A 21,410-nucleotide genomic window follows, 5' to 3' on the forward strand; every position below is an offset into this window, starting at 1 on the left:
CGGGGTGCTGTCGCAAGGACGCTAGGAGCGATGCGGGCCGTCTCGGTCGTTCCCGCCTGCCTAGGTCGGCGGGACCTACCTTCGCCGGCCCGGGTGGCGGGCACACTTGCGGTCATGAGCAGCCTTCATCCGTACGCCCGTGAGCTCGCCGATTTTCTCCGGGCCCGGCGCAGCCGGCTCCGGCCTCAGGACGTCGGCCTGGAGCCCGGCGGGCGGCGCAAGGTCACCGGGCTGCGGCGTGAGGAGCTGGCGCTGCTGGCCGGGCTGAGCACCGACTACTACCAGCGGATGGAGCAGGGCCGGGAGGTGCGCCCGTCGGACGACGTGCTGGACGCGATCGCCGGCGCGCTCGGCCTCGACGACGAGGAGCGCCGCCACCTGTTCACCCTCGCTCACGCCGCCCGCCGCCCGGCACCGGCCCGGGCGCACCGCGAGCCCGAGCGGGTCCCGGACAGCACCCGGCGCCTGCTGCGGGTGATGGACACCCCGGCGCTGGTGCTCGGCCGGCACCTGGACCTGCTCGACTGGAACCCGCTCGCCGAGGTCCTGCTCGGCGATCCGGGCGACCACCCGGTCGACCGGCTCAACATGTTGCTGCTGATGTTCGACGACACGATGACCGGCGATCGCGGCTGCCCGGACTGGGAGCGGCAGGCACTCGACTACATCGGCATGATGCGGACCGCGGTCGCCACCGACCCGACGCACCCACGAGCCACCGCGATCGTCGGTGAGCTGAGCATCCGCAGCGCCGAGTTCCGGCGGTTGTGGGCGCGGCACGACGTACGCGAGTCGGTGAGCGGCTCCAAGACCTTCCGGGTGCCCGGGGCCGGCGACATCGTCCTGGACTGGGACACCTACCCGCTGCCGGGCAGCCCCGGCCCGGTCATGGTCGTCTACACCGCCGAGCCGGGCAGTCCCGACGCCGACCGCCTCCGGCTCCTCGCGTCCCTGCACGCGTCGCGTTCCCGCCGAGCGTGAGCGCTTTCACCAGTGCGGGCTACGGCTCGCGGTCGGTGGGTGGCTGGAGTACGCAGAACTCGTTGCCGTCGGGGTCGGCCAGGACGTGCCAGGACCAGCCGTGTTCCTCGATCGGCTCGCTGGTGAGGCGGCGTGCGCCCAGTGCCTCCACCCGGGCCACCTCGACGGCGAGGTCGGGCACGCGCAGGTCCAGGTGCATGCGGTTCTTGCCGGAGTGCGGTTCGGCGACCTTCTGCAGCAGCAGCTCGATGCCGTTGCCGTCGGCGGGCATCACCTGCCGGTAGATGCCGGGCGAGCTCGGCCCGGGATCGTAGCCGAGCACCCCGGCCCAGAAGGCCGCTGACCGTTTGAGATCAGCGACGTCGAGGACCACCGCAAGCACCACGTCGTCACGCCCGCCGAATCGGGCCGGTCCACCATTCACCACGGCACGCTATCGCGACGGGCTGGATGAGCTATCGTTGCCGGAGCTTTCATGCAAGGAGAGAGACATGGCAGGGGACGACGACATCGCAGGGTGAAGACCCCGCCCCGGCCGCCGATCCGGCGGCTGCCTTCGTCGTGCCCTGAAATCCGACACCTTCCCAGGGGTGAGCCATGTCCTTTTCCGTTGCCGAACTCTCCTTCTCGTGGCCGGACGACACTCCGGTCTTCCGCGATCTGTCGTTCACCGCGCCCGAGGGCCGCACCGGCCTGGTCGCCGTCAACGGCGCCGGCAAGTCCACGCTGCTGAAACTCGTCGCGGGCGAGCTGACCCCGACCGGCGGCACGATCACCGTCCGCGGGGTGCCGGGCTACCTGCCGCAGCATCTGCCGTTCGCCGGGGAGCAGACCGTCGCGCAGGTGCTCGGCGTCGAGCCGGTCATCGCGGCGCTGCACGCCATCGAGGCCGGCGACGTCGGCGAGGAGCACTTCGCCACGGTCGGCAACGACTGGGACATCGAGGAGCGCACCCGCGCCGAACTCGACCGTCTCGGTCTCGGCGACGTCATGCTCGACCGGCGGCTCGGCACCCTCAGCGGCGGGCAGGTCGTCTCCCTCGGGCTCGCCGCCCAGCTGCTGAAACGGCCGGATGTGCTGCTGCTCGACGAGCCCACCAACAACCTCGACCGGAACGCCCGGGAGCGGCTGATCGGAGTGGTGCGTTCGTGGACCGGCACCCTGCTCGTGGTCAGCCACGACCGGGAGCTGCTCGACGAGATGGATCGGATCGCGGCGCTCGATCACGGCGAGATCAGCTGGTACGGCGGCAACTACACCGACTACGAGAAGGCGGTGGCAGGCTCCCGCGAGACCCTGGAACGCCAGGTCCGCAGTGCGGAGCAGGACCTCAAGCGGCAGAAACGCGAGGCACAGCAGGCCAGGGAACGGGCCGCGCGCCGGGCGTCGAACGCGTCACGCGGCCTGGCCAGCGCCGGACTGGCCCGGATCCACGCCGGCAACCTGAAACGCTCCGCCGAGGTGTCCGCGGCCCGGTCGGCCGACGTGCACGGTGATCGGCTCGGGCAGGCGCAGGCACGATACGACCAGGCCAGCCGTGCCGCACGGCAGGACGACCGGATCGTCGTCGAGCTGCCCGCCACCAACGTCCCGGCCGGGCGCACCGTATTCCACGGCGAGGGGCTGCGCGCGTCGTACGGCGACAGGGAGATCTTCTCGGGTCTGGATCTGACCGTCAGGGGTCCGGAGCGGATCGCGCTGACCGGCGCGAACGGCGCCGGCAAGTCGACGCTGATGCGGATGATCGAGAAGGGTGCCGTCGGTCGCGCGGCGTATCTGTCGCAGCGGCTGGACCTGCTCGACGTCGACCGCACGGTGGCCGAGAACCTGGCGTCGTTCGCGCCGGCGCTGCCCGATGCCGAACGGATGAACCTGCTGGCACGGTTCCTGTTCCGGGGCATGCGGGCCCACCTCCCGGTGTCGGTGCTGTCCGGTGGCGAGCGGCTGCGGGCCACGCTGGTGTGCGTGCTGTTCGCCGAACCCGCTCCGCAGCTGCTGCTGCTCGACGAGCCGACCAACAACCTCGACCTGGTCAGCGTGGGCCAGCTGGAGAGCGCGCTGAACGCCTATCAGGGCGCGTTCGTGGTGGTCAGTCACGACGAACGGTTCCTGGACGAGATCGGGGTGAATCGGTGGCTGCATTTGTCCGGCGGAGCTCTGCAGACGTCGGATAGGTGACGGTCGGCAGATCGCGTTCGGATGGTTCTTGGACACTCACATTGACTTCGCGGCGGTGAAGGAATCGTCTTGAGGCCTCCAAGAATCAACGGCGGGCGGAGGCTCTCCCATGTCCCTCGAACTGGATCGCAGGCTCGCGGATGTCGGCACCCGATTCCGGATCTTCCCGCAACCCCGGTTCCTTCAGAAGACCGACGGCTCCGGCCCGCTCTTCGCCGAGCCGGAGACCGTCACGGTCTCGGTCGAGCCGGCGGCGATGCGGGCCGGGCCCGGTGACGACCGGATGTTCGTGGTCGACGCGATCGGCAAGCTCCCCTACAACAACTTCTTCCGGCCGCCGTTCCGCGGGTCGGCGCGGCCGCCCGTCCAGCCGGGTCAGGACGGCCATTTCGATCAGCTCGACCCGAGCAGCCGGGAATTCTCGGCCGCCACCATGTACGCGACGGTCCGCCGTGTGCTCGACATCTGGGAGGACTACTTCGGACGTGCGATTCAATGGCATTTCGAATCCGATTTCGATCGTCTCGAACTGATCCCGCTGATCGAATGGGACAACGCGCAGTCGGGCTACGGATTCCTCGAGTTCGGGTTCGGCCGGAAGCCGAACGGCACGATCGACCACGAGCGGCCGTTCTGCGAGAACTTCGACGTGCTGGCCCACGAACTGGGGCACAGCATCATCTTCGCCGAGGTCGGCGTCCCGGGCAGCCCGTTCGACGAGGGCGTCGACTACGGCGGCATGCACGAGTCGGCCGGAGACCTGGTCGCGATCGTCGCGTCGCTGCACTTTCACTCGCTGGTCGACCACCTGCTCGACACCACGAAGGGCAACCTGCTGACCATCAACGGCCTGGACCGGGTCGGTGAGCTGTCGGACAGCAGGGAGATCCGGGTGGCACTGAACTCGCGGCGCATGTCCGACGTCGGCGACGAGCCGCACGAGCGGTCGCTGCCGCTGACCGGCGCGATCTTCGACACCATGGTCGAGGTGTTCCAGCAGGACCTGGTGGCGAAGAAACTGATCAGTGAGGATCTGCGGACCCGGTCGACGAATCTGCCCGGTACCGCGCACGATCTGATCGACATCCAGGCGGAGTTCGCGGCCGCGTACGCCGGCAACGAGGCCGCGTTCAAGGATTCGCTGCTGCGCGCCCGTGACTACCTCGGCCGGCTGCTCGCCGTCACGTGGGGTGCCGTCTCGCCGGACTTCCTCACCTACCACGGCATCCTGCGGGCCATCCTGCAGGCCGATCGGGAGATCACCGGCGGCGAGAACGCCGAGATCATCCGTGCGTGCTTCGCCTGGCGTGAGATCGCCCCGGTGCCGACCTCGATGCTGCTGCGCCAGCACACCATCGCCAACTGCGGGTTCGTGGCCGGCAGGGGTCCGGCCGTCGCCACGGCCGACTCCCCGACCGGGCATCCGATCCCGTCGCCGCGGTCCAACGGCGCCTCGGCCGTCGTCCGTTCCTGATCACTGGGCGGCGTGTTCCTCCGATCCCCCGGCAGGATGGGTTGACTCTCCCGCCGGGGGAGACCCGAACCTTGGTGGCGAAGGAGGAACCGAGCATGGACGACCTGATCGGAATCGGTCGCTTCTCCCGGATGAGCCGGCTGTCGATCAAGGCCCTGCGCTTCTACGACGAGCAGGGCCTGCTCACCCCGGCGTGGGTCGACCCGGCGACCGGCTACCGCTACTACCGGCGGGCACAGGCCGGACCGGCCGAGGCGATCCGGGCACTGCGCGCGATCGACATGCCGGTCGGGGAGATCCGCGACCTGCTCGCCGACGACGACGCCGAGCTGACCGGCAAGCGCCTGGCGGCACACCGGGAACGCCTGCGTGCCCGGCTCGCCGAGCAGGAGCGGATGCTGCGGTTCCTCGAACGTCTCATCGATCGAGGAGGAAACGTCATGCCGTACGAGGTGACCGTCAAGCAGGCCGCTGCCGTCCCGGTGGCGGGCCTGACCCTGCACACCGGCCTGGCCACCATCGGCGCCGCCATCCAGCAGGGCTTCGGCACGGTCGTCGGCGCCCTCGGCACGGCCGGCGTCCGGCCCGCCGGCGCGCCGTTCGTCGTCTACCACGACATCATCGACGAGAAGACCGAAGGTGATGTCGAGATCTGCATCCCCGTCCCGGCCGGCACGACCCTGCCCGACGGCCCGGTGCGGTACCACGAGATCCCCGGCGGGCCGGTCGCCTCGACGATCCACCGCGGCCCCTACCAGGAGATCTCCCCGGCGTATCACGTGATCACGGCGTGGATCGAGGAGCGCGGCGCGAAATCGCACGGCGCGCCGCGCGAGATCTACCTCAACGATCCGCAGTCGGTCACCCCGGAGGAACTGCTCACCGAGGTACAGTTCCCCATCGACGGGACACCGGCATAGGCGGGGCCACATGCAGCAGCGCAGCGTCAGTCTCTGGAGCGAGAACCGTCTCTACGTCGACGCCGCGCTCGACGCCGACGGCACACTCCGGTTCCAGGGCCAGGACCTGAACCCGGACAACCCCTTCGGCGGCAACGAGTACGAATACGCCCTGACCGTGAGCCCGGCCGACGTGCCGCGCGTGGTCGCCGCCCTGAACGGCGAACCCGGTGCCGATGTCCTGGACCTGCTGAAGACCCACGCCCGCCAGATCGTCGGCCAGGGCGAGAGCAGGTTCCTCAAGTCGTGCGGCATCGAGTTCGGGTTCTGGAGCAGGGTCGGCGACTGACCCTTCCGAGGAGTTCCTCGTTGACGCTCAAGACCGATTTCAAGAAGGAGATCGCGGCCTACTCCGCGAAGAGCGGGCGCTTCGACATCGTCGACGTTCCCGCCCTGAGGTACCTGATGATCGACGGCCACGGCGACCCCAACACCGGGGCCTTCACCGACGCCACCGGGGCGCTGTACCCGCTGGCGTACCGTCTGAAGTTCGCCGCCAAGAAGCTCGGCCGGGACCATGTCGTGATGCCGTTGGAGGGCCTGTGGTGGTCCGGTGACATGACGGCGTTCACGGCGGCCCGCGACAAGAGCCGCTGGGACTGGACTCTCATGATCATGGTCCCGGACTGGGTCGACGACGAGATGTTCGCCGGCGCGGGCGGCGGCTCGTCGGCCGTCCGCCTGGCGACCCTCGCCGAGGGGCGCTGTGTGCAGACGCTGCACGTCGGCTCCTACGACGACGAGGCCGAGACCCTGGCCCGGATGCACGACGAGTTCATCCCCGCCAACGGTCTGCGGATGACCGGGAAGCACCACGAGATCTACCTCAGCGACGCGCGCCGGGTCGCGCCCGGGAAACTGCGGACCATCCTGCGCCAGCCGGTGGAGGCCGTCACCGCAGCGGTTCCCGCACGACCTGCTTCCATGCCCGGCTGAGCAGGCCGGTCAGTATCTCGTTGCGGGGAAACGCGACGTCGTCGATCGTGCCGATCGGCTGGGCCGGGCAGTGCGAGTTCGTCGCGGCGGCCGCGGTCATCTCCCGCAGCGACCCGGCCGTCAGGCGCCGGGTCGTGTCGGGGACGCCGATCTCGCGCAGCCCGTCGCGCAGCAACTGCATGACGATCCCGTCCAGCAGCGGTGCGTCGGGCCACACGACCCGTTCGCCGTCCCAGAAGGCGACGTTCCAGACGGAGCCCTCGGCGAGCGCGCCGTCGCGGGCGGTCAGGAGCACGTCGTCGAAACCGTCCCGCTGTGCCTGCAGGCGGTGGAAGGTCTGCCCCAGCGTGCCCATGTGCTTGAGCGTGGCCAGGTCCCGCTCGAATGCGACGGTCCGGACCCGCAGCGGCGGGCGTGGGGTGTCGTCGACGGGTTCGGAGACGGAGACCATCACGTCGGTACGGGTACGGTCGTCCGGATGCGGGAGGACGGTGACCCGGACGGACGCGTCGTCCAGGTCGCCCAGCGCTCTGGCGATGAGGGCGGGCAGGCCCGCGGGCGGTTCGGCATCGGGGAACAGCACGGCCGAGCCCGCACGCAGCCGGTCGAGGTGCCGGGACAGGCCGGGAACCGCGCGTCCTCGTACCTGCATGGAGGTGTAATGGCCGTAACCCTGGGTGGCGGCTCGATGCAACACCTCGGTCGTCGCCGGCTCGCCGTTGATCTGCACACGCGTCACCGGGGAATCGTGTCACGGGCCGAGGGGCCAGAATGATCGTCGTGGCCGAGCAATGCCTCACAACCTACGCGGGTGACCCGCCCGGCGACCCGATCGGCGAGGCGACGCTGCCCGGCCGGCACTGGCACGAGCTGGGGTCCGCGTTCCGGGCGTGGGGCCTGGAAGCACTGGCCGACCTCTGGCCGCGGCCGTTGCCCGGCGCGGGTGGCGACCCGTGGCCGTTCCCCTCGTACGCCGATCCCGACCACCTGTACCTGATACGGGCCGGGGCGAAGTAACCCGCCCCGGCCCGGACGAGACGGCGTCAGCCGGCGGGGTTGAAGGTGATGCCGGCCGGCTTGGCCTCGGTGAGCAGGCCGGCGAAACTCGAGTCCTTGAGGCCGAAGCTCGCACTGCCGAAGTTGTAGTTGGTCAGCGCGGTGCGGATCGCGGTCGACGGGAAGCCGTTCCAGCCGACCAGGGACGGGTACTGCCAGGTGCCGTAACCGTTCTCCGGCGGCTCGTCGGCCGTGCCGGCGAGGCGGAACGCGTGCGTGCTCGCCCCGTCCTTGTGGTAGACGATCTTCGGGTGGTTGCCGGTCCAGCGGACACTGGTCGCCGCGTACACGTTGAAGTCGCCGTGCGCCGAGGTGGAGACGTACTTGGCGACGTCGTTCTGCACCCACACCACGACGTGTTCCCAGTCGTGCCGGTGCCCGCCGATCGAGCTGCCGGCGAGGGCCTGGTCCTTCTCGAAGTACAGGCCGTACGCGATGGCGCACCAGCCGTTGTTGCACCTGTAGCGGGAGTAGCCGTTGGTGTTGTCCAGGTCGTAGTTGTCGTGGCAGTCGCCGTTGAGCGCGCCGGTCGGCTTGAGTCCACCGTTGACGGTGCCGGTCGGGCCGATCGCGGGTGTCGGGTAGCAGCCGTCGGTGTCGTAGTCGTAGGCCGGCTGCCACTTGGTCTCGATGGCCTCGGCGTTGCCGGGGAGTTCGGTGGGGGGAGCGGCGAGCGCCGGCACCGCGGTGGCGGCGATCAGGGCGAGCGCGCCGCCGGCGACGAACGCGGCTCGGGAGACTCTGCGCGGGATGGGGGACATCGGGCTCCTTCGGGGGATCGAGCGGAGACGATCGCTTCGGCGATGATTTCCGCACGGCTGCCCGGAACCGGTGCATCCGCCGGGCCGCGCGGGGATCAACGCTCGGCGAACACTTCGTCCCGGCCCGCCACCGGAATACCCGCCGGTAACAAGCGGGATTCAGCTTGGCGGTCCCGGCCCCGGCAGGCAAGAGCCCCGGCTGTGGCGCACAGCCGGGGTCTTTCACGGTCGTCGAGACGTCGCTGTCTCGGTTGCGGCGAGGCAGTGGTTGACGACGGCCGGGGTCAGGCCGGCTGCTTCGCGGGCTCGGCGGTGGGTGCGGCGGCGGGGGTGCGGCGGCTGCTGATCAGGGCGTCGAGTGACCAGGAGCCTGCGCCGAGCACACCGATCAGCAGGAACGACCAGGCGTACAGGGCCGGGGTCACTCCGCCGTTCTCGATGGGCATGAGGCCGTCCGGCTGGTGCACGACGAAGTAGGCGTAGGCCATCGAGCCGGACGCCAGGATGGCGGCCGGGCGCGTGGCGAGACCGATCAGGACGAGCAGTCCGCAGGACAGCTGGATGAGGGCGGCGTACCAGTTCGGCCAGACTCCGACCGGGACCGGCTCACCGCTGCCGCGAGCGCCGCCGAGCAGGCCGAACAGGCTGGCGAGACCGTGGCAGGCGAACAGCAGGCCGACGACGATGCGGAACAGGGGCCACGTGATGCGGGCCGCGTTGGTGGAAGGCAATTGGCACTCCTCGTGGGGGAAACGGGCGTTCCTGGCAATCCACATTAGAGGCGCGCGTAGCGCGTACGGCATAGGTGATCTTAAATTTCTTCTAAGAGCCCCCAGCCACGGCAATCTATTCGCAACACCGCGTACATCTTGCCGAAAACGTTTTCGTAAGGCAGCGTGTGCCGCAGGCGAACCGTGGGTGTGCCGGCATCGGCCAAGGGTGCCGCACGCTGCAGCTATCCCGGCCTCCGCCTCCGCTCATGCATCGAAAAAGGTCGATTGCAGAGGTATCCTCATGCGTTTCAATCGTCGTACCGTCCTGATCGCTGGAGCCGCCGGGGCCGCGGGCGTCCTGCTACCTTCCGTCCCGGCCCGCGCCGCCCGCCCCGACTTCGGTGTCTCGGCGTACCCGTTCCCGCTCACCGCCGTCCGGATCGGTGCCGGCCCGTTCCTCGACAACGCCGGCCGCACCCAGACCTACCTGCGTTTCCTCAACGCCGACCGGCTCCTGCACATGTTCCGCGTGACCAACGGCCTGTCGTCGGCCGCGACGCCGTGCGGTGGCTGGGAATCACCCTCCACCGAGCTGCGCGGCCACTCCATCGGGCACGTCCTCAGTGGGCTGGCCCAGGCGTACGCCAGCACCGGCGACACCACGTACCAGGCCAAGGGCGACTACCTGGTCGCCCAGCTGGCGCTCTGCCAGCGGCCCAACGGTTTCCTGTCGGCGTACCCGGAGTCGTTCATCGACCGGGTCGAGACCGGGCAGCAGGTGTGGGCGCCGTACTACACGCTGCACAAGATCGTGCAGGGGCTGCTCGACTGGCACCTGCTCACCGGCAGCTCCCAGGCACTCACCGTGCTGGAGCGCAAGGCCGCCTGGGTGCAGGCCCGCAACAGCCGGCTCACCCACGCGCAGCGGCAGCAGATGCTGCGCGTGGAGTTCGGCGGCATCGGCGAGACGCTGTTCAACCTGTACCAGCTCACCGAAGACCCGGTGCACCTGTTCACCGCGCAGTACTTCGACCACGCGCAGGTCCTCGACCCGCTCGCGGCGAACGTCGACTCGCTCGCCGGGTTCCACGCCAACACGCAGATCCCGAAGGCGATCGCCGCCATCCGCGGCTTCCACGCCACCGGCGACACCCGTTACCGCGACATCGCCGTCAACTTCTGGAACTTCGTGGTGCGCCAGCACTCGTACGCCATCGGCGGCAACTCCAACGGCGAGTACTTCCAGGCGCCCAACCGGATCGCCAGTGAGCTCTCCGACACCACCTGCGAATGCTGCAACACGTACAACATGTTGAAGTTGACCCGGCAGTTGTTCTTCACCGACCCCGCCCGCGGCGCCGAGTTCATGGACTTCTTCGAGAAGGGCCTCTATAACCACCTTCTCGGCGCGCAGAACCCCAGCTCGGCGCACGGGCATCACAGCTACTACGTGCCGCTGCGCGCCGGTGGCATCAAGACGTACAGCAACGACTACGACAACTTCACCTGCTGTCACGGCACCGGCATGGAGACGAACACCAAGTTCGGTGACAGCATCTACTTCTTCAACGGCAACACGCTGTACGTCAATCTGTTTGTACAGTCCACATTGTCCTGGCCGGGCCGCGGCCTCACCATCCGGCAGGACACCACCTACCCCGAGAGCCCGTCGTCGCGGCTCACCGTCACGGCCGGCTCCGGGGCCATCGACCTGCGGATCCGCATCCCGTCGTGGGCCGGCGGTGCCCAGGTGCGTGTCAACGGCACCGTGACCGGCACGGCCACCCCCGGCTCGTACCTGGCGATCAACCGCACCTGGACCACCGGCGACGTCGTCGACATCAGCCTGCCGATGGCGCTGACCCTGGAGCCGACGCCGGACAACCCGTCGGTGCGCGCGGTCAAGCACGGCCCGATCGTGCTGGCCGGGCAGTTTGGCACCAGCAACCTGACCGCCCTGCCCACGCTGTCCTCGACGCCGCAGCCGACCGGCACGCCGCTGGAGTACACCGCCGGATCGGTGCTGCTCCGGCCGTTCTACAAGACACACGGCCAGCGGTACTCGGTCTACTGGAACGTCACGAGCACGACGCCGCGGGAAGCGCGCTACCTGTTCGACGAATCGTCCGGCACGACCACGGCCGACGCCACCGGCAACGGCTGGACCGCCTCACTGGTCGGCGGGGTCACCCGCACGGCCGGGCGCAGCGGCAACGCGGTCCTGCTCAACGGCGCCAGCGGGTACGTCAGCCTGCCCGCCGGCATCCTCAGCGGCGTCACCGCGTTCACGATCGCCACCTGGGTGCGTCTCGACGCGGCCGCCAGCTGGACCCGGGTGTTCGACTTCGGCACCGGCACCGGGGCGTACCTGTTCCTCACCCCGCGCAGCAGCTCCGGCACCGCCCGGTACGCGATCAGCAGCGGCGGCTCCGGCGCCGAGCAGCGCATCAACGCACCGGCCGCGCTGCCGACCGGCGCGTGGACCCACGTCGCCGTCACCCACACCGGCAACCTCGGCGTCCTCTACGTCAACGGCGCCGAGGTCGCCCGCAACACAGCGCTGACGGTACGCCCGTCGTCGCTGCCGTCCACCACCCAGAACTGGATCGGCCGCTCCCAGTACGGCTCCGATCCATACCTGACCGCAGCCGTCGACAGCTTCCGGATCCACAGCCGGGCGCTCACGGCGGCCGAGGTCGCGCAATTGCACGCCACCGGGCAGTGAAGGGAAGTCCGATGTCCAGAAGAAGATGGCCGGCGGCTCTGTGTGCGCTGGTCACCGCCGCCGCAGCCATAGCCGTCGCCACCCCGGCACAGGCCGCGAACCCCATCATCACCAGCATCTACACCGCCGACCCGGCCCCCCTCGTCGTCGGCAACACCATGTACATCTACGCCGGCCGCGACGAGGCACCTGCCGGCGGCACCAACTTCCAGATGCGCGAATGGCACGTGCTGTCGTCGACCGACGCGGCCAACTGGACCCACCACGGCGCGAAGGCCAACATCGGCACGTTCCCGTGGGCCGGTGCCGACGCGTGGGCCAGCGAGGTCGAACCGCGCAACGGCAAGTACTACTGGTACACGTCCGTCAACGGCAACGGCGCGGGCTGGATGAACATCGGCGTGGCGGTCGGCGACAGCCCGCTCGGCCCGTTCACCGACGCCAAGGGCGGACCGCTGATCAGCGACAGCACCCCCAACTCGTCAGGCCTCAACATCGACCCGACCGTCTTCGTCGACGACGACGGTCAGGCCTACATGTACTGGGGCGGGTACTGGGGACCGCGTGCCGTACGCCTGGCCAGCAACATGATCGACACGGTCGGGTCGGTCGTCACGCCCACGGGCCTCACCAACTTCTGGGAGGCGCCGTGGATGTTCAAACGCAACGGCCTCTATTACATGATGTACGCCGCGAACGACACCGGTGGCTGTGTCACGAACTCCAACTACGCTTGCCAGCGGTACGCGACCGCGACGAACCCGCTCGGCCCGTGGACCCACCGCGGTGTCGTGCTCGGCCAGGTGTCGTCGACGACCAACCACGCGGGCATCGTCGAGTTCAACGGCCAGTGGTACATCGTCTACCACAACGCGAACGCGCCGAGCGGCGGCAACTTCCGCAGGTCGGTGGCCGTGGACCGGTTGTACTTCAACGCTGACGGCACCATCCAGCCGGTCGTGCAGACGACCACCGGCCCGCCCGCGAACCCGGGCGGCGGCGGTGGTGGCAGCGGCACGAACCTCGGACCGTCCGCGGCCGCTTCGACGTCCTATGTGTCCTCGTGGGAGAGCCTCGCCGCGATCAACAACGGCGGGACGCCGGCGAACTCGCAGGACCGGTCGAACCTCGCCTACGGCAACTGGCCGCAGCAGGGCGTGCAGTGGGTCGAGTACCAGTGGCCGACCGCCAAGTCGATCAACAAGAGCTCGGTCTACTGGTTCGACGACAACCAGGGCATCGACGTACCAGCGTCATGTCAACTGCAGTACTGGAACGGCAGCGCGTACGTGCCGGTCTCGCTGCAGTCGGCGTGCGGGGTCGCCGGTAACACGGAGAACGTCAGCAACTTCACCAGCGCGATCAGCACGACCCGGCTCCGGTTGCAGATCACGTCCCGCAGCGGCCTGTCCACCGGCGTGCTCGAGTGGAAGGCCTTCCAGTCATGAGCGGGCCGATGCGACAGCGAACCGGCGGCAGGCGGCCCGGATGGGCGCGGCTCCGGGCGTACCCGATGAGTCTGCTCTTGATCTCGGCCGCCCTGACCGTGGCCCAGCAGCCGGCGCAGGCCGCCCAGCCGATCGGTTATCCCACCTTCAGCAACGCCGGCTCGATCCCGGCGCCGCCGGTCGGCTACACCACCGGTGACACCATGCGCGCCATCTACGACGCGGAGTCGGGCGGCACCGACTTCTGGATGGACCGGCTGCTCGCCCGGACCGGCAACGACCCGGCCGGCACCTGGCTGATGACGCGCGGGCGGGCCGCGTTCATGTACACGCACAACCCGTCGGTGATCGGTTTCGGTGGCAACGCGGCGTACTGGGACAACATCTCCAGCCAGAACGCCTACGCCATCACCGCGTCGAGCGGAACCTTCACCGAGCAGGCCGCCCAGCGCCGTCAGACACCCAGCCACTGGCGCAGCGTGCACACCGGCGGGTCGGTCCGGCTCGACGTCACCAAGTTCATCACCAACAACAACGTGCTGGTCACCAACGTCGCCGTGGTCAACACCGGCACCGCCTCGACGACGCTGACCCTGAACGCCACCTCGCCGTACGCGACCACCGTCAGCGGCAGCGAGCTCACCGGCACGAGAGCCGTCAAGAACAACCTGACCACCCTCTACCCGCGGTTCTCCGGTGACGGCTTCACCGCCGCCAACGGGGCGCTCAGCCGATCGGTGACGGTCGCCGCCGGTCAGACGGTGACGGTCAAGGTGCAGCTCGGCCTGGTCGCCAACGAGATCCCGGCGTCGCGCACCGAGTACGACGCCTACCGGGCCCGCACCGCCGCCGACGCGTTCGCCACCCACGTGCGCGACTACAACCGCTGGTGGGCCGACAACGTCCCGTACATCGACGTGCCGGACGCGGCGATCAAGAAGAACATCTACTACCGCTGGTGGCTGATGCGCTTCAACCACCTCGACGCGGACATCCCGGGGCAGGACTTCCAGTTCCCGCAGTCGATCGAGGGCGTGACCGGCTACAACAACGCGATCGCGCTGACCCAGCCGATGCACATCGACGACCTGAAGTACCTGCGCGGCGCGGAGTACTCGTACGGCCCGTACCTGGCGGTCGGCCAGTACTCGGCGAACGGCCGGTTCATGGACAACCCGGGCGACCCGGAGAACTGGTCGAACTCGTACACCCAGTACATCGCCGAGGCCGCCTGGCGGGCCTACCAGATCCACGGTGGTCAGCCGGCCATGCTCACCAACTTCGCCCGCTATGCCGAGGGCGACGCCAAGGGTCAGCTCGCGACCTACGACACCAACAACAACGGCGTCATCGAGTACGACTGGGGCGCCATGACCGGCAACGACGCCGACGCGGTGTCGTTCCACTGGCGGGCAGGGAACCTGGACCGCGCCGAGACCGCGTACGTGTGGAGCGCCGCCAACGCCGCCCGCGACGCCTACACGCTGCTCGGCAACACGGCCAAGGCGAACGAGATGCAGACGCTCGCCAACCGGATCCGCGACGGCGTCGTCAACACGCTGTGGAACCCGTCGCGGCAGCTGCTCGAGCACAAGCACGTGTCGACGAACACGCACGTGCCGTGGAAGGAGATCAACAACTACTACCCGTACTCGGTCGGGCTGATGCCGAACACCGCCCAGTACCGGGAGGCGCTGCGACTGTTCGCGGACGCCGGCCAGTACCCGATCTTCCCGTTCTACACCGCCAACCAGGTCGACAAGGCCGCCGCGGCAGCCGCCGGCAACCCCGGCAGCAACAACTTCTCGACGATCAATTCCACCGTGCAGTTCCGGCTCTACTCGTCGGTGTTGCGCAACTACCCCAACCAGTGGATGAACGCCGAGGACTACAAGAAGCTGCTCTACTGGAACGCCTGGGCACAGTACGTCGGCGGCAACACGGCCTGGCCGGACGCCAACGAGTTCTGGGCCGACTGGAACGGCAGCAGCATCAACTACCGCTCGTGGATCCACCACAACATCCTCGGCAGCAGCAACTGGACGATCATCGAGGACGTCGCCGGGCTGCGACCCCGCAACGACACCCAGATCGAGCTGTCGCCGATCAACATCGGGTGGAGCCACTTCGCGGTCAACAACCTGCGGTACCGCAACGCCAACCTGTCGGTCGTCTGGGACGACCCGGCCGACGGCGTGACCAGGTACCCGGGTGTCCCGCAGGGCTACTCGATCTTCCTGAACGGGACGCGGGTCGCCACCGTCAACCAGCTCGTGCCGTTCACCTACAACCCGGCGACCGGGGCGGTCACCACCACCGGCACGGTCGCGGCCAGCAGCGCTTTCCCGTCACTGCAGGCCCCGCAGAACGTGGTGCAGAACAGCGCCCGGGTCGTCGACATCTTCAGCAAGGCGGGTGTCGACCTCACCTCGACCAGGCCCAACCTGGCCGCGGGCGCCACCGCGTCGGCGTCGTACACCACCTCCGGCACGTCGGCGGCCGCGGCCATCGACGGGCTGCCGACCAACGCGCCGCTGTGGGGCAGCTTCGGCAGCGCCAACGCCACCGACTGGTACGAGGTCGGCTTCGGCACGGCGCGTACGGTCGACGAGGCTTGGATCTACTTCCGCAACGACCGGGCCGGCAACCGGTACCGGCCACCGACCGCCTACAACGTCCAGTACTGGAACGGCAGCACCTGGGTCAACGCCGCCTCACAGGTCAAGACCCCCGGGACACCGCAGGCCAACTTCAACAAGGTCACGTTCACACCGGTCAGCACGGCCCGGCTCCGCATCCAGTTCACGCAACCGTCCGGCAGCCTCAAGACCGGACTGACCGAGTTGAAGCTGTACGGGCAGGGCACCGTACCGCCCAATCCGAACCCGAACCTGGCGACCTCGGCGACCCCGAGCGCGTCCTACACCTCATCGTGGGAGTCCGTGGCGGCGATCAACGACGGTGTCGACCCGCCGTCGTCGAACGACACCGTCAACCCGCGCTGGGGCACCTGGCCCAACACCGGCCAGCAGTGGGCCGAGTTGACCTGGTCGTCGGCGCAGAACCTGCAGTCGGCACAGGTCTACTTCTTCGACGACGGCCAGGGCATCGACCTGCCCGCCTCGTGGAAGCTCCAGTACTGGAACGGCACCGCCTACGTCGACGTCCCGTCGGCCAGCGGCTATCCGGTCGCCGCCAACCAGTACAACCAGGTCACGTTCGGCCAGGTCAGCACCACCAGGCTGCGGGTCGCACTGACCAGCGGCGCCTCGTCGGTCGGCCTGCTGGAGGTGAAGGCCTTCGCCAGCTGACGACCCGGTGACCGACGACCCGGTGGCCGCCGTTCCAGGCGACCACCGGGATGCTGGCAGCGGCCAGCATGACCATGGCGCTCGCGCCGCTGATCGGCTTGTCCGCATCGGCCCAGGCCGCACCGGCGATCCGGGTCTCCGCAGCCCATGGTTCCGGCGCTCCGGGCGCCCCCGCATCGGCCGTGGCGCCAGATGTGTTCGCAGCGGCCGGCAAACCCGCGCCACCCCCACCGCCGGGCGGAGGCGGTACCGGTGCAGGCGGCGGCCGGGACAAGTCCGATGAGTCGGCGGCAGTGACCCCACTCATGGCGTGATGTGAATCGACGGCGGTGCACGCTCTCTCGGAGGGAGGGGCGGGCACCGCCGTACTGGTACCGGGGTGATGTGCTGTGCCAATGAGCGACGAGGTGCTTCAGGATGACCCGTACCGGCGTGTGGTCCGCATCGGCGACACCGTGCGCCGCCCGTTGCATCCCTGGTCGACGACCGTCCACGAGCTTCTTCAACACCTTCAGGAACAGGGATTCGAGTACGCCCCGCGCCTGCTCGGCATCGACGACGAGGGCCGCGAGGTCCTCACCTGGATCGACGGCGAGTCCGGTGGTGACGGCTGGGCGAAGGTCGTGACCGACGAGGGCCTGACCGCGATGGCTCGGCTGCTGCGCGACTACCACGACGCGGTGCGTGACTTCCGCCCGTCGTCCGCAGCGGGCTGGGCCGCCCACGACGGTGTGTTCCGACCCGGCGACCTGGTCTGTCACGGCGACTTCGGGCCGTGGAACCTCGTGTGGCACGGCAACACCCCGATCGGCATCCTCGACTGGGACTACACCTGGCCGCACCCGCCCCTGCACGACGTCGTCTACGCCCTCGAATACGTGGCCCCGTTCCGCGACGACGAGTTCGCGATGAGCTCGATGCGACACCCCGCCGCACCGGACCGGCGGCGCCGGATGGAGGTGTTCGCCGCGGCATACGGCCTCACCGCGATCGACGGCCTGGCCGACGGGGTGATCGCCCAGCAGGAGGAGGTACTGGCCCGGGTCCGCAGACTCGCCGCCGAGGGCCGCCAGCCGCAGCTCACCTGGCAGGAGTCCGGCGCCCTCGCCGGGATCGAGCGGCGCATCGAGCAGAGCCGCGAGCTTGCCCTAGATCTCCCGTAGCCGCTGGACGACCCCGGCGGCGCCGTCCTCCCGCGCCAGCAGTGCGGCGATCTCGGTGGCCCGCTGCCGGTATACCGGGTCGCCGATGGCCTGGGTCAGCGCCGCCGCGAGCCGCCCGGCCGTCAGCCGCCGCATCGGTATCGGACCCGGTGTCACACCGAGCCGGTGCAGCCGTCCCGCCCAGAACGGCTGGTCCACCATGAACGGCACCGGCACACTGGGCACCCCCGCCCGCAGACCGGCTGCCGCGGTACCCGCCCCCGCGTGGTGCACCACAGCGGCCATCCGCGGGAACAACCACGAGTGCGGCACGTCCTCAACCGCGAGCACATCGTCGCCCGCGACGGTGAGACCGCCCCAGCCGCCGTGTACCACCGCCCGCACGCCGGCCTCCCGGATCGCGGCACCGACCAGCGAGGAGAGGGCAGCCCGATCGGTGGCGGGCAGGCTCCCGAAGCCGACATAGATCGGGGGAGGACCCGAGGCGAGGAAGCCGGCAAGCTCGCTGCCGGGCTTGAAGTCCGGTTCCGGGGCGGGCCACCAGTAGCCGACGGGCCGGTGGAAGTCGGGCCAGTCCGCGGGCGGCGGCACCACGAGCGGGCTGAACCCATAGCAGATCGGCCAGCGGGACGCCTCGAGTCCGGCCAGCCATGCGCCCGGCGCCACCGGCGGCAGCCCGAACCCGGCCCGGAGCTCGTCGACGACCCGCCGGCTGGGCCGCATCCCGGCGATGCGCAGCGCGGAGGCGGCCGTCCGGTTTCCCCAGCCGCCGAGCGTACGGGTGGTGACCGTGGCCGGAGGAAACTCCCGCGTCGGTGTCATCGGCTGCAGGTAGACGCCGATGCTGGGCAGCCCGAGCCCTTCCGCCACGTGCCCGCCGATCCAGCTCAACGGCGTCAGCAGCAGCACGTCGGCGTCGCGTGCCGCCGCCGTCAGCGCCGCCGCCGTCTCTCCGGCGTGCGCGGCCAGGGCCCGGTTCACGGCCAGCGTCATCCGCGCCGGGCTGCGGCCGCCGTCGGCCTCGACCCGGGCGGCCAGCTCCTCCCGGGTGTCCACCGGCAGCCGGTGAAAGCCCAGCCCGCAGCCGGTCACGTACGCCTCGAACAGCCCATGCGTGGCGATCGTGACCTGATGACCCTCATCCTGCAGCCGCACACCCAGCCCGGTGAACGGCGCCACGTCGCCCCGGCTGCCCACCGCCGCGATCAGTACCCGCATCGCTGCACCTCCCGGCGTCCACCATCGACGATCACCGCTGTGATCGCGCTGAGAGCGTCAGTGGCCGCGGAACGCCTCCTCGAGCCACCAGGACGGGCGGTCCGCGGCGACCTTCGCGTCGACGACCATCGGGAGGTCGCGTGGCCCGGCCAGCCATTCGCGAACCGGTTCGAGGTCGTCCGGCCCCCGCACGGTGACCGCCGCGCAGCCGTGGCCACGGGCGATGGCGGCCAGGTCGGTCTCGGGGAACACGACCGTGGAGATCGGGTGGCCGCCCGGCCCGAAGTGGTGCACCTCGGCCCCGTACGCCTCGTCGTTCCAGATCACGACGAGCATGCCGAGGCCGAGCCGCCGGATCGTGTCCAGCTCGGCGATGCCCATCAGGAACCCGCCGTCACCACAAGCCGCGACCGGCAGCCGGCCCGGGCTGGCGAGTGCCGCGCCGAGGGCGGTGGCCAGCCCGAGCCCGACCGACTGGAACGCCTGCGTGAAACAGAACCCGCGATGATCAGGAACAGACAGGAACATGGACGGGTAACCCATGAAGTTGCCCGAGTCGACGGACACCACCCGCTCGGCGGGCAGCAGATCGTCGAGGGTGATCGCCAGCGTCCGCGGGTCGATGTGGGTGTCGTCGCCGTCGTCGTCGAACGGCACGTCGCGCCATCGGGATGCGGCGCGCAGCCTCTCCCGTACGACATCGGTCCTGTAAGCGATCCGGGAACCGGTGAGCGCGGCAGCCACCGCGACCGCCGTCGGCCCCGCGTCACCGCACACACCGAGATCGATGCGATGGTGCGCGCCGAACGCGGCCTCGTCCAGGTCCACCTGCACCACCACGGTCTCCGGCCCGATCAGCGAACCGTGCCGGCTGGTCCACATGTTCAGCGACGCGCCCCAGGCCACGACGACGTCGGCGGCCCGGATCAGCTCGGTCGCCAGCGGCGTGGCGAAGCCACCGGACACGTCCAGATTCCAGTCGTCATCGGCGAACAGGCCCTTCGCGACAGCCGACGTCGCCAGCAGGGCACCGCACGCCGCGGCCAGGTCGGCCAGCTCGGCACCGGCGGCGACCGCACCACGACCGGCGATGAACACCGGCCGCTCAGCGCCGCTCAGCAGATGGGCAAGAGCGGTCACCGCGTCGTCGGAGGCACGTGGCGGCTGCACCGCGGGCGCCGGTGGCGGATCGGCCGGTCCGGCGGCTGCGGCCTGCACGTCCAGCGGCAGGTTGAGCACCACGGTCCGCCGTTCACGCACGGCGGTCCGCCACGCCCGCGCCGTGTCGGCAACCGCGGTCGCGGCGCTGTGCACCCGGTCGGGGATCGCGCCGACCGCACGGGCCAGCGCGTCCTGGTCGACCCGGAAGTTCGAGCGCAACGCGGCCGCGGCCGGTTCCGCCGCGAGGACCACCATCGGCGTACGGCTCTTCGCCGCCTCCGCGATGCCGGTCATCGCGTTCGTCAGCCCGCAGCCCTGATGCACCGAGACCACGCCGGGACGTCCGCTGACCCTCGCGTACGCGTCGGCGGCCGTGGCCGCGCCGCCCTCGTGCCGGGTCGCGACGAACCGGGCCCCGTTCGCGACGAGAGCGTTCGTGACGTGGAAGTTCCCGCTGCCCACGACACCGAAAACCAGGTCGGCGCCGAGTTTCGCGAGCGTCTCGCCGACCAGGTCGGCAACGGTGCGGTCGCTCACTTCTCGATCAGGGCCAGGACCCGGACCGGGCTGCCGGACCCGCCGACGATCGGCAGCGGCGGCGCGATCACCACGGCCCCGGTCGGCGGTAGCCGGTCCAGATTGCGCAGCTGGGTGAGCCCGTACTTGCCGGCGCCCAGAAGGTAGGAGTGGCACGGGAACGGCGGGTCGAACGAGTGCGCGGCCCCCGCGTCGGTGCCGACCGTCTCCACGCCGAGGCCGATCACCGGCGACTCCTCGGCCAGCCACTTCGCGGCCTCCACCGACACGCCGGGGGTGTGCGGGCCGGTCTCGTTCGCGTTCAGGAACGCCTCCTGGTCGCCGGAGCGGGCGTCCCAGCCGGTGCGCAGCAGCAGCCAGCCACCCTGGGGCAGCGGCCCGTGCTGGGCCTCCCACTCGCGGACGTGCTCCACCTCGAGCAGGAAGTCCGGGTCCTTGGCGGCCCGGTCGGCGACGTCGATGACCACGGCCGGAGCGACCAGCCGCCCCGGCGGAACCTGCGACACGTCGTCACCGTCGCGGCCGGTGACCCAGTGGATCGGCGCGTCGAAGTGCGTGCCGGTGTGCTCGCCGGTGTGGATGTCGTTCCAGTACCAGGCCGGCCCCCGGTCGTCATACCGGCTGATCTCTTCGAGACCGAACGGGATCGTGTTCGCGAACGGCGGCGGCAGCTGCAGGATCGGCGTGCTCGCGGACAGCGGTGCGGTGAGGTCGACGACCTCGATCGAGCCAGCGCTGAGTCCGGACAACAGGGCCTTCAGAACGCTCATCGGCATCTCCACGCGGGCG

General features: G+C 69.9%; 18 protein-coding genes. 11 read left to right on the forward strand and 7 right to left on the reverse strand.

The genetic code is table 11. The features are described 5' to 3' along the window. The first annotated feature begins 114 nt into the window (after positions 1 to 114). Positions 115 to 981 carry a helix-turn-helix transcriptional regulator gene (locus CLV67_RS29290; protein WP_106324050.1) on the forward strand — a complete coding sequence of 289 codons (867 nt, stop codon included), beginning with the start codon at positions 115 to 117 and terminating at the stop codon, positions 979 to 981. A gap of 19 nt (positions 982 to 1,000) precedes the next feature. Here the strand turns inward: CLV67_RS29290 and CLV67_RS29295 are convergent, their stop codons facing one another. After that, entirely contained in the window at positions 1,001 to 1,405 is a 405-nt protein-coding gene (locus CLV67_RS29295; protein WP_203737356.1) for a VOC family protein, read from the reverse strand. 173 nt (positions 1,406 to 1,578) lie between these two features. Here CLV67_RS29295 and CLV67_RS29300 point away from each other — a divergent pair, with 173 nt between their 5' ends. From CLV67_RS29300 to CLV67_RS29320, 5 genes are all read left to right on the forward strand, one after another. Further along, a complete protein-coding gene (locus CLV67_RS29300) occupies positions 1,579 to 3,159 on the forward strand; it encodes an ABC-F family ATP-binding cassette domain-containing protein (RefSeq protein WP_106324054.1) in 1,581 nt (526 codons plus the stop codon). Positions 3,160 to 3,268: 109 nt separating this feature from the next. Further along, positions 3,269 to 4,633: a gluzincin family metallopeptidase gene (locus CLV67_RS29305; RefSeq protein ID WP_203737358.1), complete on the forward strand. Its 1,365-nt coding sequence runs from the start codon at positions 3,269 to 3,271 to the stop codon at positions 4,631 to 4,633. A 95-nt stretch (positions 4,634 to 4,728) separates the two neighbouring features. Beyond that, complete coding sequence (locus CLV67_RS29310) at positions 4,729 to 5,553, forward strand: MerR family transcriptional regulator (RefSeq protein ID WP_106324056.1); 825 nt, start codon at positions 4,729 to 4,731, stop codon at positions 5,551 to 5,553. Positions 5,554 to 5,563: 10 nt separating this feature from the next. Then, positions 5,564 to 5,881: a hypothetical protein gene (locus CLV67_RS29315; protein WP_106324058.1), complete on the forward strand. Its 318-nt coding sequence runs from the start codon at positions 5,564 to 5,566 to the stop codon at positions 5,879 to 5,881. 20 nt (positions 5,882 to 5,901) lie between these two features. Then, entirely contained in the window at positions 5,902 to 6,528 is a 627-nt protein-coding gene (locus tag CLV67_RS29320; RefSeq protein WP_106324059.1) for a GyrI-like domain-containing protein, read from the forward strand. Here the strand turns inward: CLV67_RS29320 and CLV67_RS29325 are convergent. Next, on the reverse strand, positions 6,485 to 7,267 hold the full coding sequence (locus CLV67_RS29325) for an aminotransferase class IV (RefSeq protein ID WP_106324061.1): 783 nt from the start codon (positions 7,265 to 7,267) through the stop codon (positions 6,485 to 6,487). The two genes, CLV67_RS29320 and CLV67_RS29325, sit on opposite strands and share 44 nt — an antisense overlap. A 41-nt stretch (positions 7,268 to 7,308) precedes the next feature. Here CLV67_RS29325 and CLV67_RS29330 point away from each other — a divergent pair, with 41 nt between their 5' ends. After that, on the forward strand, positions 7,309 to 7,545 hold the full coding sequence (locus CLV67_RS29330; protein WP_146169338.1) for a hypothetical protein: 237 nt from the start codon (positions 7,309 to 7,311) through the stop codon (positions 7,543 to 7,545). A 26-nt stretch (positions 7,546 to 7,571) separates the two neighbouring features. Here CLV67_RS29330 and CLV67_RS29335 read toward each other — a convergent pair whose 3' ends face one another. Further along, entirely contained in the window at positions 7,572 to 8,345 is a 774-nt protein-coding gene (locus CLV67_RS29335) for an NPP1 family protein (RefSeq protein WP_106324065.1), read from the reverse strand. 284 nt (positions 8,346 to 8,629) lie between these two features. After that, the gene (locus CLV67_RS29340; protein ID WP_239166564.1) at positions 8,630 to 9,076 is read right to left on the reverse strand and encodes a DoxX family protein; all 447 of its coding nucleotides are present in this window, start codon (positions 9,074 to 9,076) and stop codon (positions 8,630 to 8,632) included. A 283-nt stretch (positions 9,077 to 9,359) separates the two neighbouring features. Between CLV67_RS29340 and CLV67_RS29345 the strand changes: the two genes are divergently transcribed. The 4 genes from CLV67_RS29345 (at position 9,360) to CLV67_RS29360 (ending at position 17,705) form a co-directional block, all read left to right on the forward strand. After that, positions 9,360 to 11,783 (forward strand): beta-L-arabinofuranosidase domain-containing protein, encoded by a 2,424-nt coding sequence (locus CLV67_RS29345; RefSeq protein WP_106324069.1) that lies wholly within the window; start codon positions 9,360 to 9,362, stop codon positions 11,781 to 11,783. Positions 11,784 to 11,794: 11 nt separating this feature from the next. Continuing rightward, the gene (locus CLV67_RS29350) at positions 11,795 to 13,231 is read left to right on the forward strand and encodes a glycoside hydrolase family 43 protein (protein WP_106324071.1); all 1,437 of its coding nucleotides are present in this window, start codon (positions 11,795 to 11,797) and stop codon (positions 13,229 to 13,231) included. A 65-nt stretch (positions 13,232 to 13,296) separates the two neighbouring features. Then, positions 13,297 to 16,542: a discoidin domain-containing protein gene (locus tag CLV67_RS29355; protein WP_106324073.1), complete on the forward strand. Its 3,246-nt coding sequence runs from the start codon at positions 13,297 to 13,299 to the stop codon at positions 16,540 to 16,542. 395 nt (positions 16,543 to 16,937) lie between these two features. Next, positions 16,938 to 17,705, forward strand: coding sequence for an aminoglycoside phosphotransferase family protein (locus tag CLV67_RS29360; RefSeq protein ID WP_106324075.1), 768 nt, complete (start codon positions 16,938 to 16,940; stop codon positions 17,703 to 17,705). Here the strand turns inward: CLV67_RS29360 and CLV67_RS29365 are convergent. Genes CLV67_RS29365 through CLV67_RS29375 form a run of 3 tightly spaced genes read right to left on the reverse strand, consistent with a single transcriptional unit; the run spans position 17,691 to position 21,391 of the window. Beyond that, entirely contained in the window at positions 17,691 to 18,923 is a 1,233-nt protein-coding gene (locus CLV67_RS29365; protein ID WP_106324077.1) for a glycosyltransferase, read from the reverse strand. The two genes, CLV67_RS29360 and CLV67_RS29365, sit on opposite strands and share 15 nt — an antisense overlap. 57 nt (positions 18,924 to 18,980) lie before the next feature. Then, complete coding sequence (locus CLV67_RS29370) at positions 18,981 to 20,621, reverse strand: thiamine pyrophosphate-binding protein (protein WP_106324079.1); 1,641 nt, start codon at positions 20,619 to 20,621, stop codon at positions 18,981 to 18,983. Continuing rightward, a complete protein-coding gene (locus tag CLV67_RS29375; protein WP_106324081.1) occupies positions 20,618 to 21,391 on the reverse strand; it encodes a cyclase family protein in 774 nt (257 codons plus the stop codon). The genes CLV67_RS29370 and CLV67_RS29375 overlap by 4 nt, the downstream gene beginning before the upstream one ends. Positions 21,392 to 21,410: the final 19 nt, after the last annotated feature.

Origin of the sequence: Actinoplanes italicus, from assembly GCF_003001815.1 — a bacterium.
In the GTDB taxonomy this organism is placed as follows: Bacteria; Actinomycetota; Actinomycetes; order Mycobacteriales; family Micromonosporaceae; genus Actinoplanes; species Actinoplanes italicus.

Coding starts and splice junctions, on each gene's coding strand:
- CLV67_RS29350 (WP_106324071.1), top strand. CDS start 11,795: ATGTCCAGAAGAAGATGGCCGGCGGCTCTGTGTGCGCTGGTCACCGCC.
- CLV67_RS29290 (WP_106324050.1), top strand. CDS start 115: ATGAGCAGCCTTCATCCGTACGCCCGTGAGCTCGCCGATTTTCTCCGG.
- CLV67_RS29300 (WP_106324054.1), top strand. CDS start 1,579: ATGTCCTTTTCCGTTGCCGAACTCTCCTTCTCGTGGCCGGACGACACT.
- CLV67_RS29335 (WP_106324065.1), bottom strand. CDS start 8,345: ATGTCCCCCATCCCGCGCAGAGTCTCCCGAGCCGCGTTCGTCGCCGGC.
- CLV67_RS29360 (WP_106324075.1), top strand. CDS start 16,938: ATGAGCGACGAGGTGCTTCAGGATGACCCGTACCGGCGTGTGGTCCGC.
- CLV67_RS29315 (WP_106324058.1), top strand. CDS start 5,564: ATGCAGCAGCGCAGCGTCAGTCTCTGGAGCGAGAACCGTCTCTACGTC.
- CLV67_RS29305 (WP_203737358.1), top strand. CDS start 3,269: ATGTCCCTCGAACTGGATCGCAGGCTCGCGGATGTCGGCACCCGATTC.
- CLV67_RS29345 (WP_106324069.1), top strand. CDS start 9,360: ATGCGTTTCAATCGTCGTACCGTCCTGATCGCTGGAGCCGCCGGGGCC.
- CLV67_RS29355 (WP_106324073.1), top strand. CDS start 13,297: ATGAGTCTGCTCTTGATCTCGGCCGCCCTGACCGTGGCCCAGCAGCCG.
- CLV67_RS29375 (WP_106324081.1), bottom strand. CDS start 21,391: ATGAGCGTTCTGAAGGCCCTGTTGTCCGGACTCAGCGCTGGCTCGATC.
- CLV67_RS29310 (WP_106324056.1), top strand. CDS start 4,729: ATGGACGACCTGATCGGAATCGGTCGCTTCTCCCGGATGAGCCGGCTG.
- CLV67_RS29365 (WP_106324077.1), bottom strand. CDS start 18,923: ATGCGGGTACTGATCGCGGCGGTGGGCAGCCGGGGCGACGTGGCGCCG.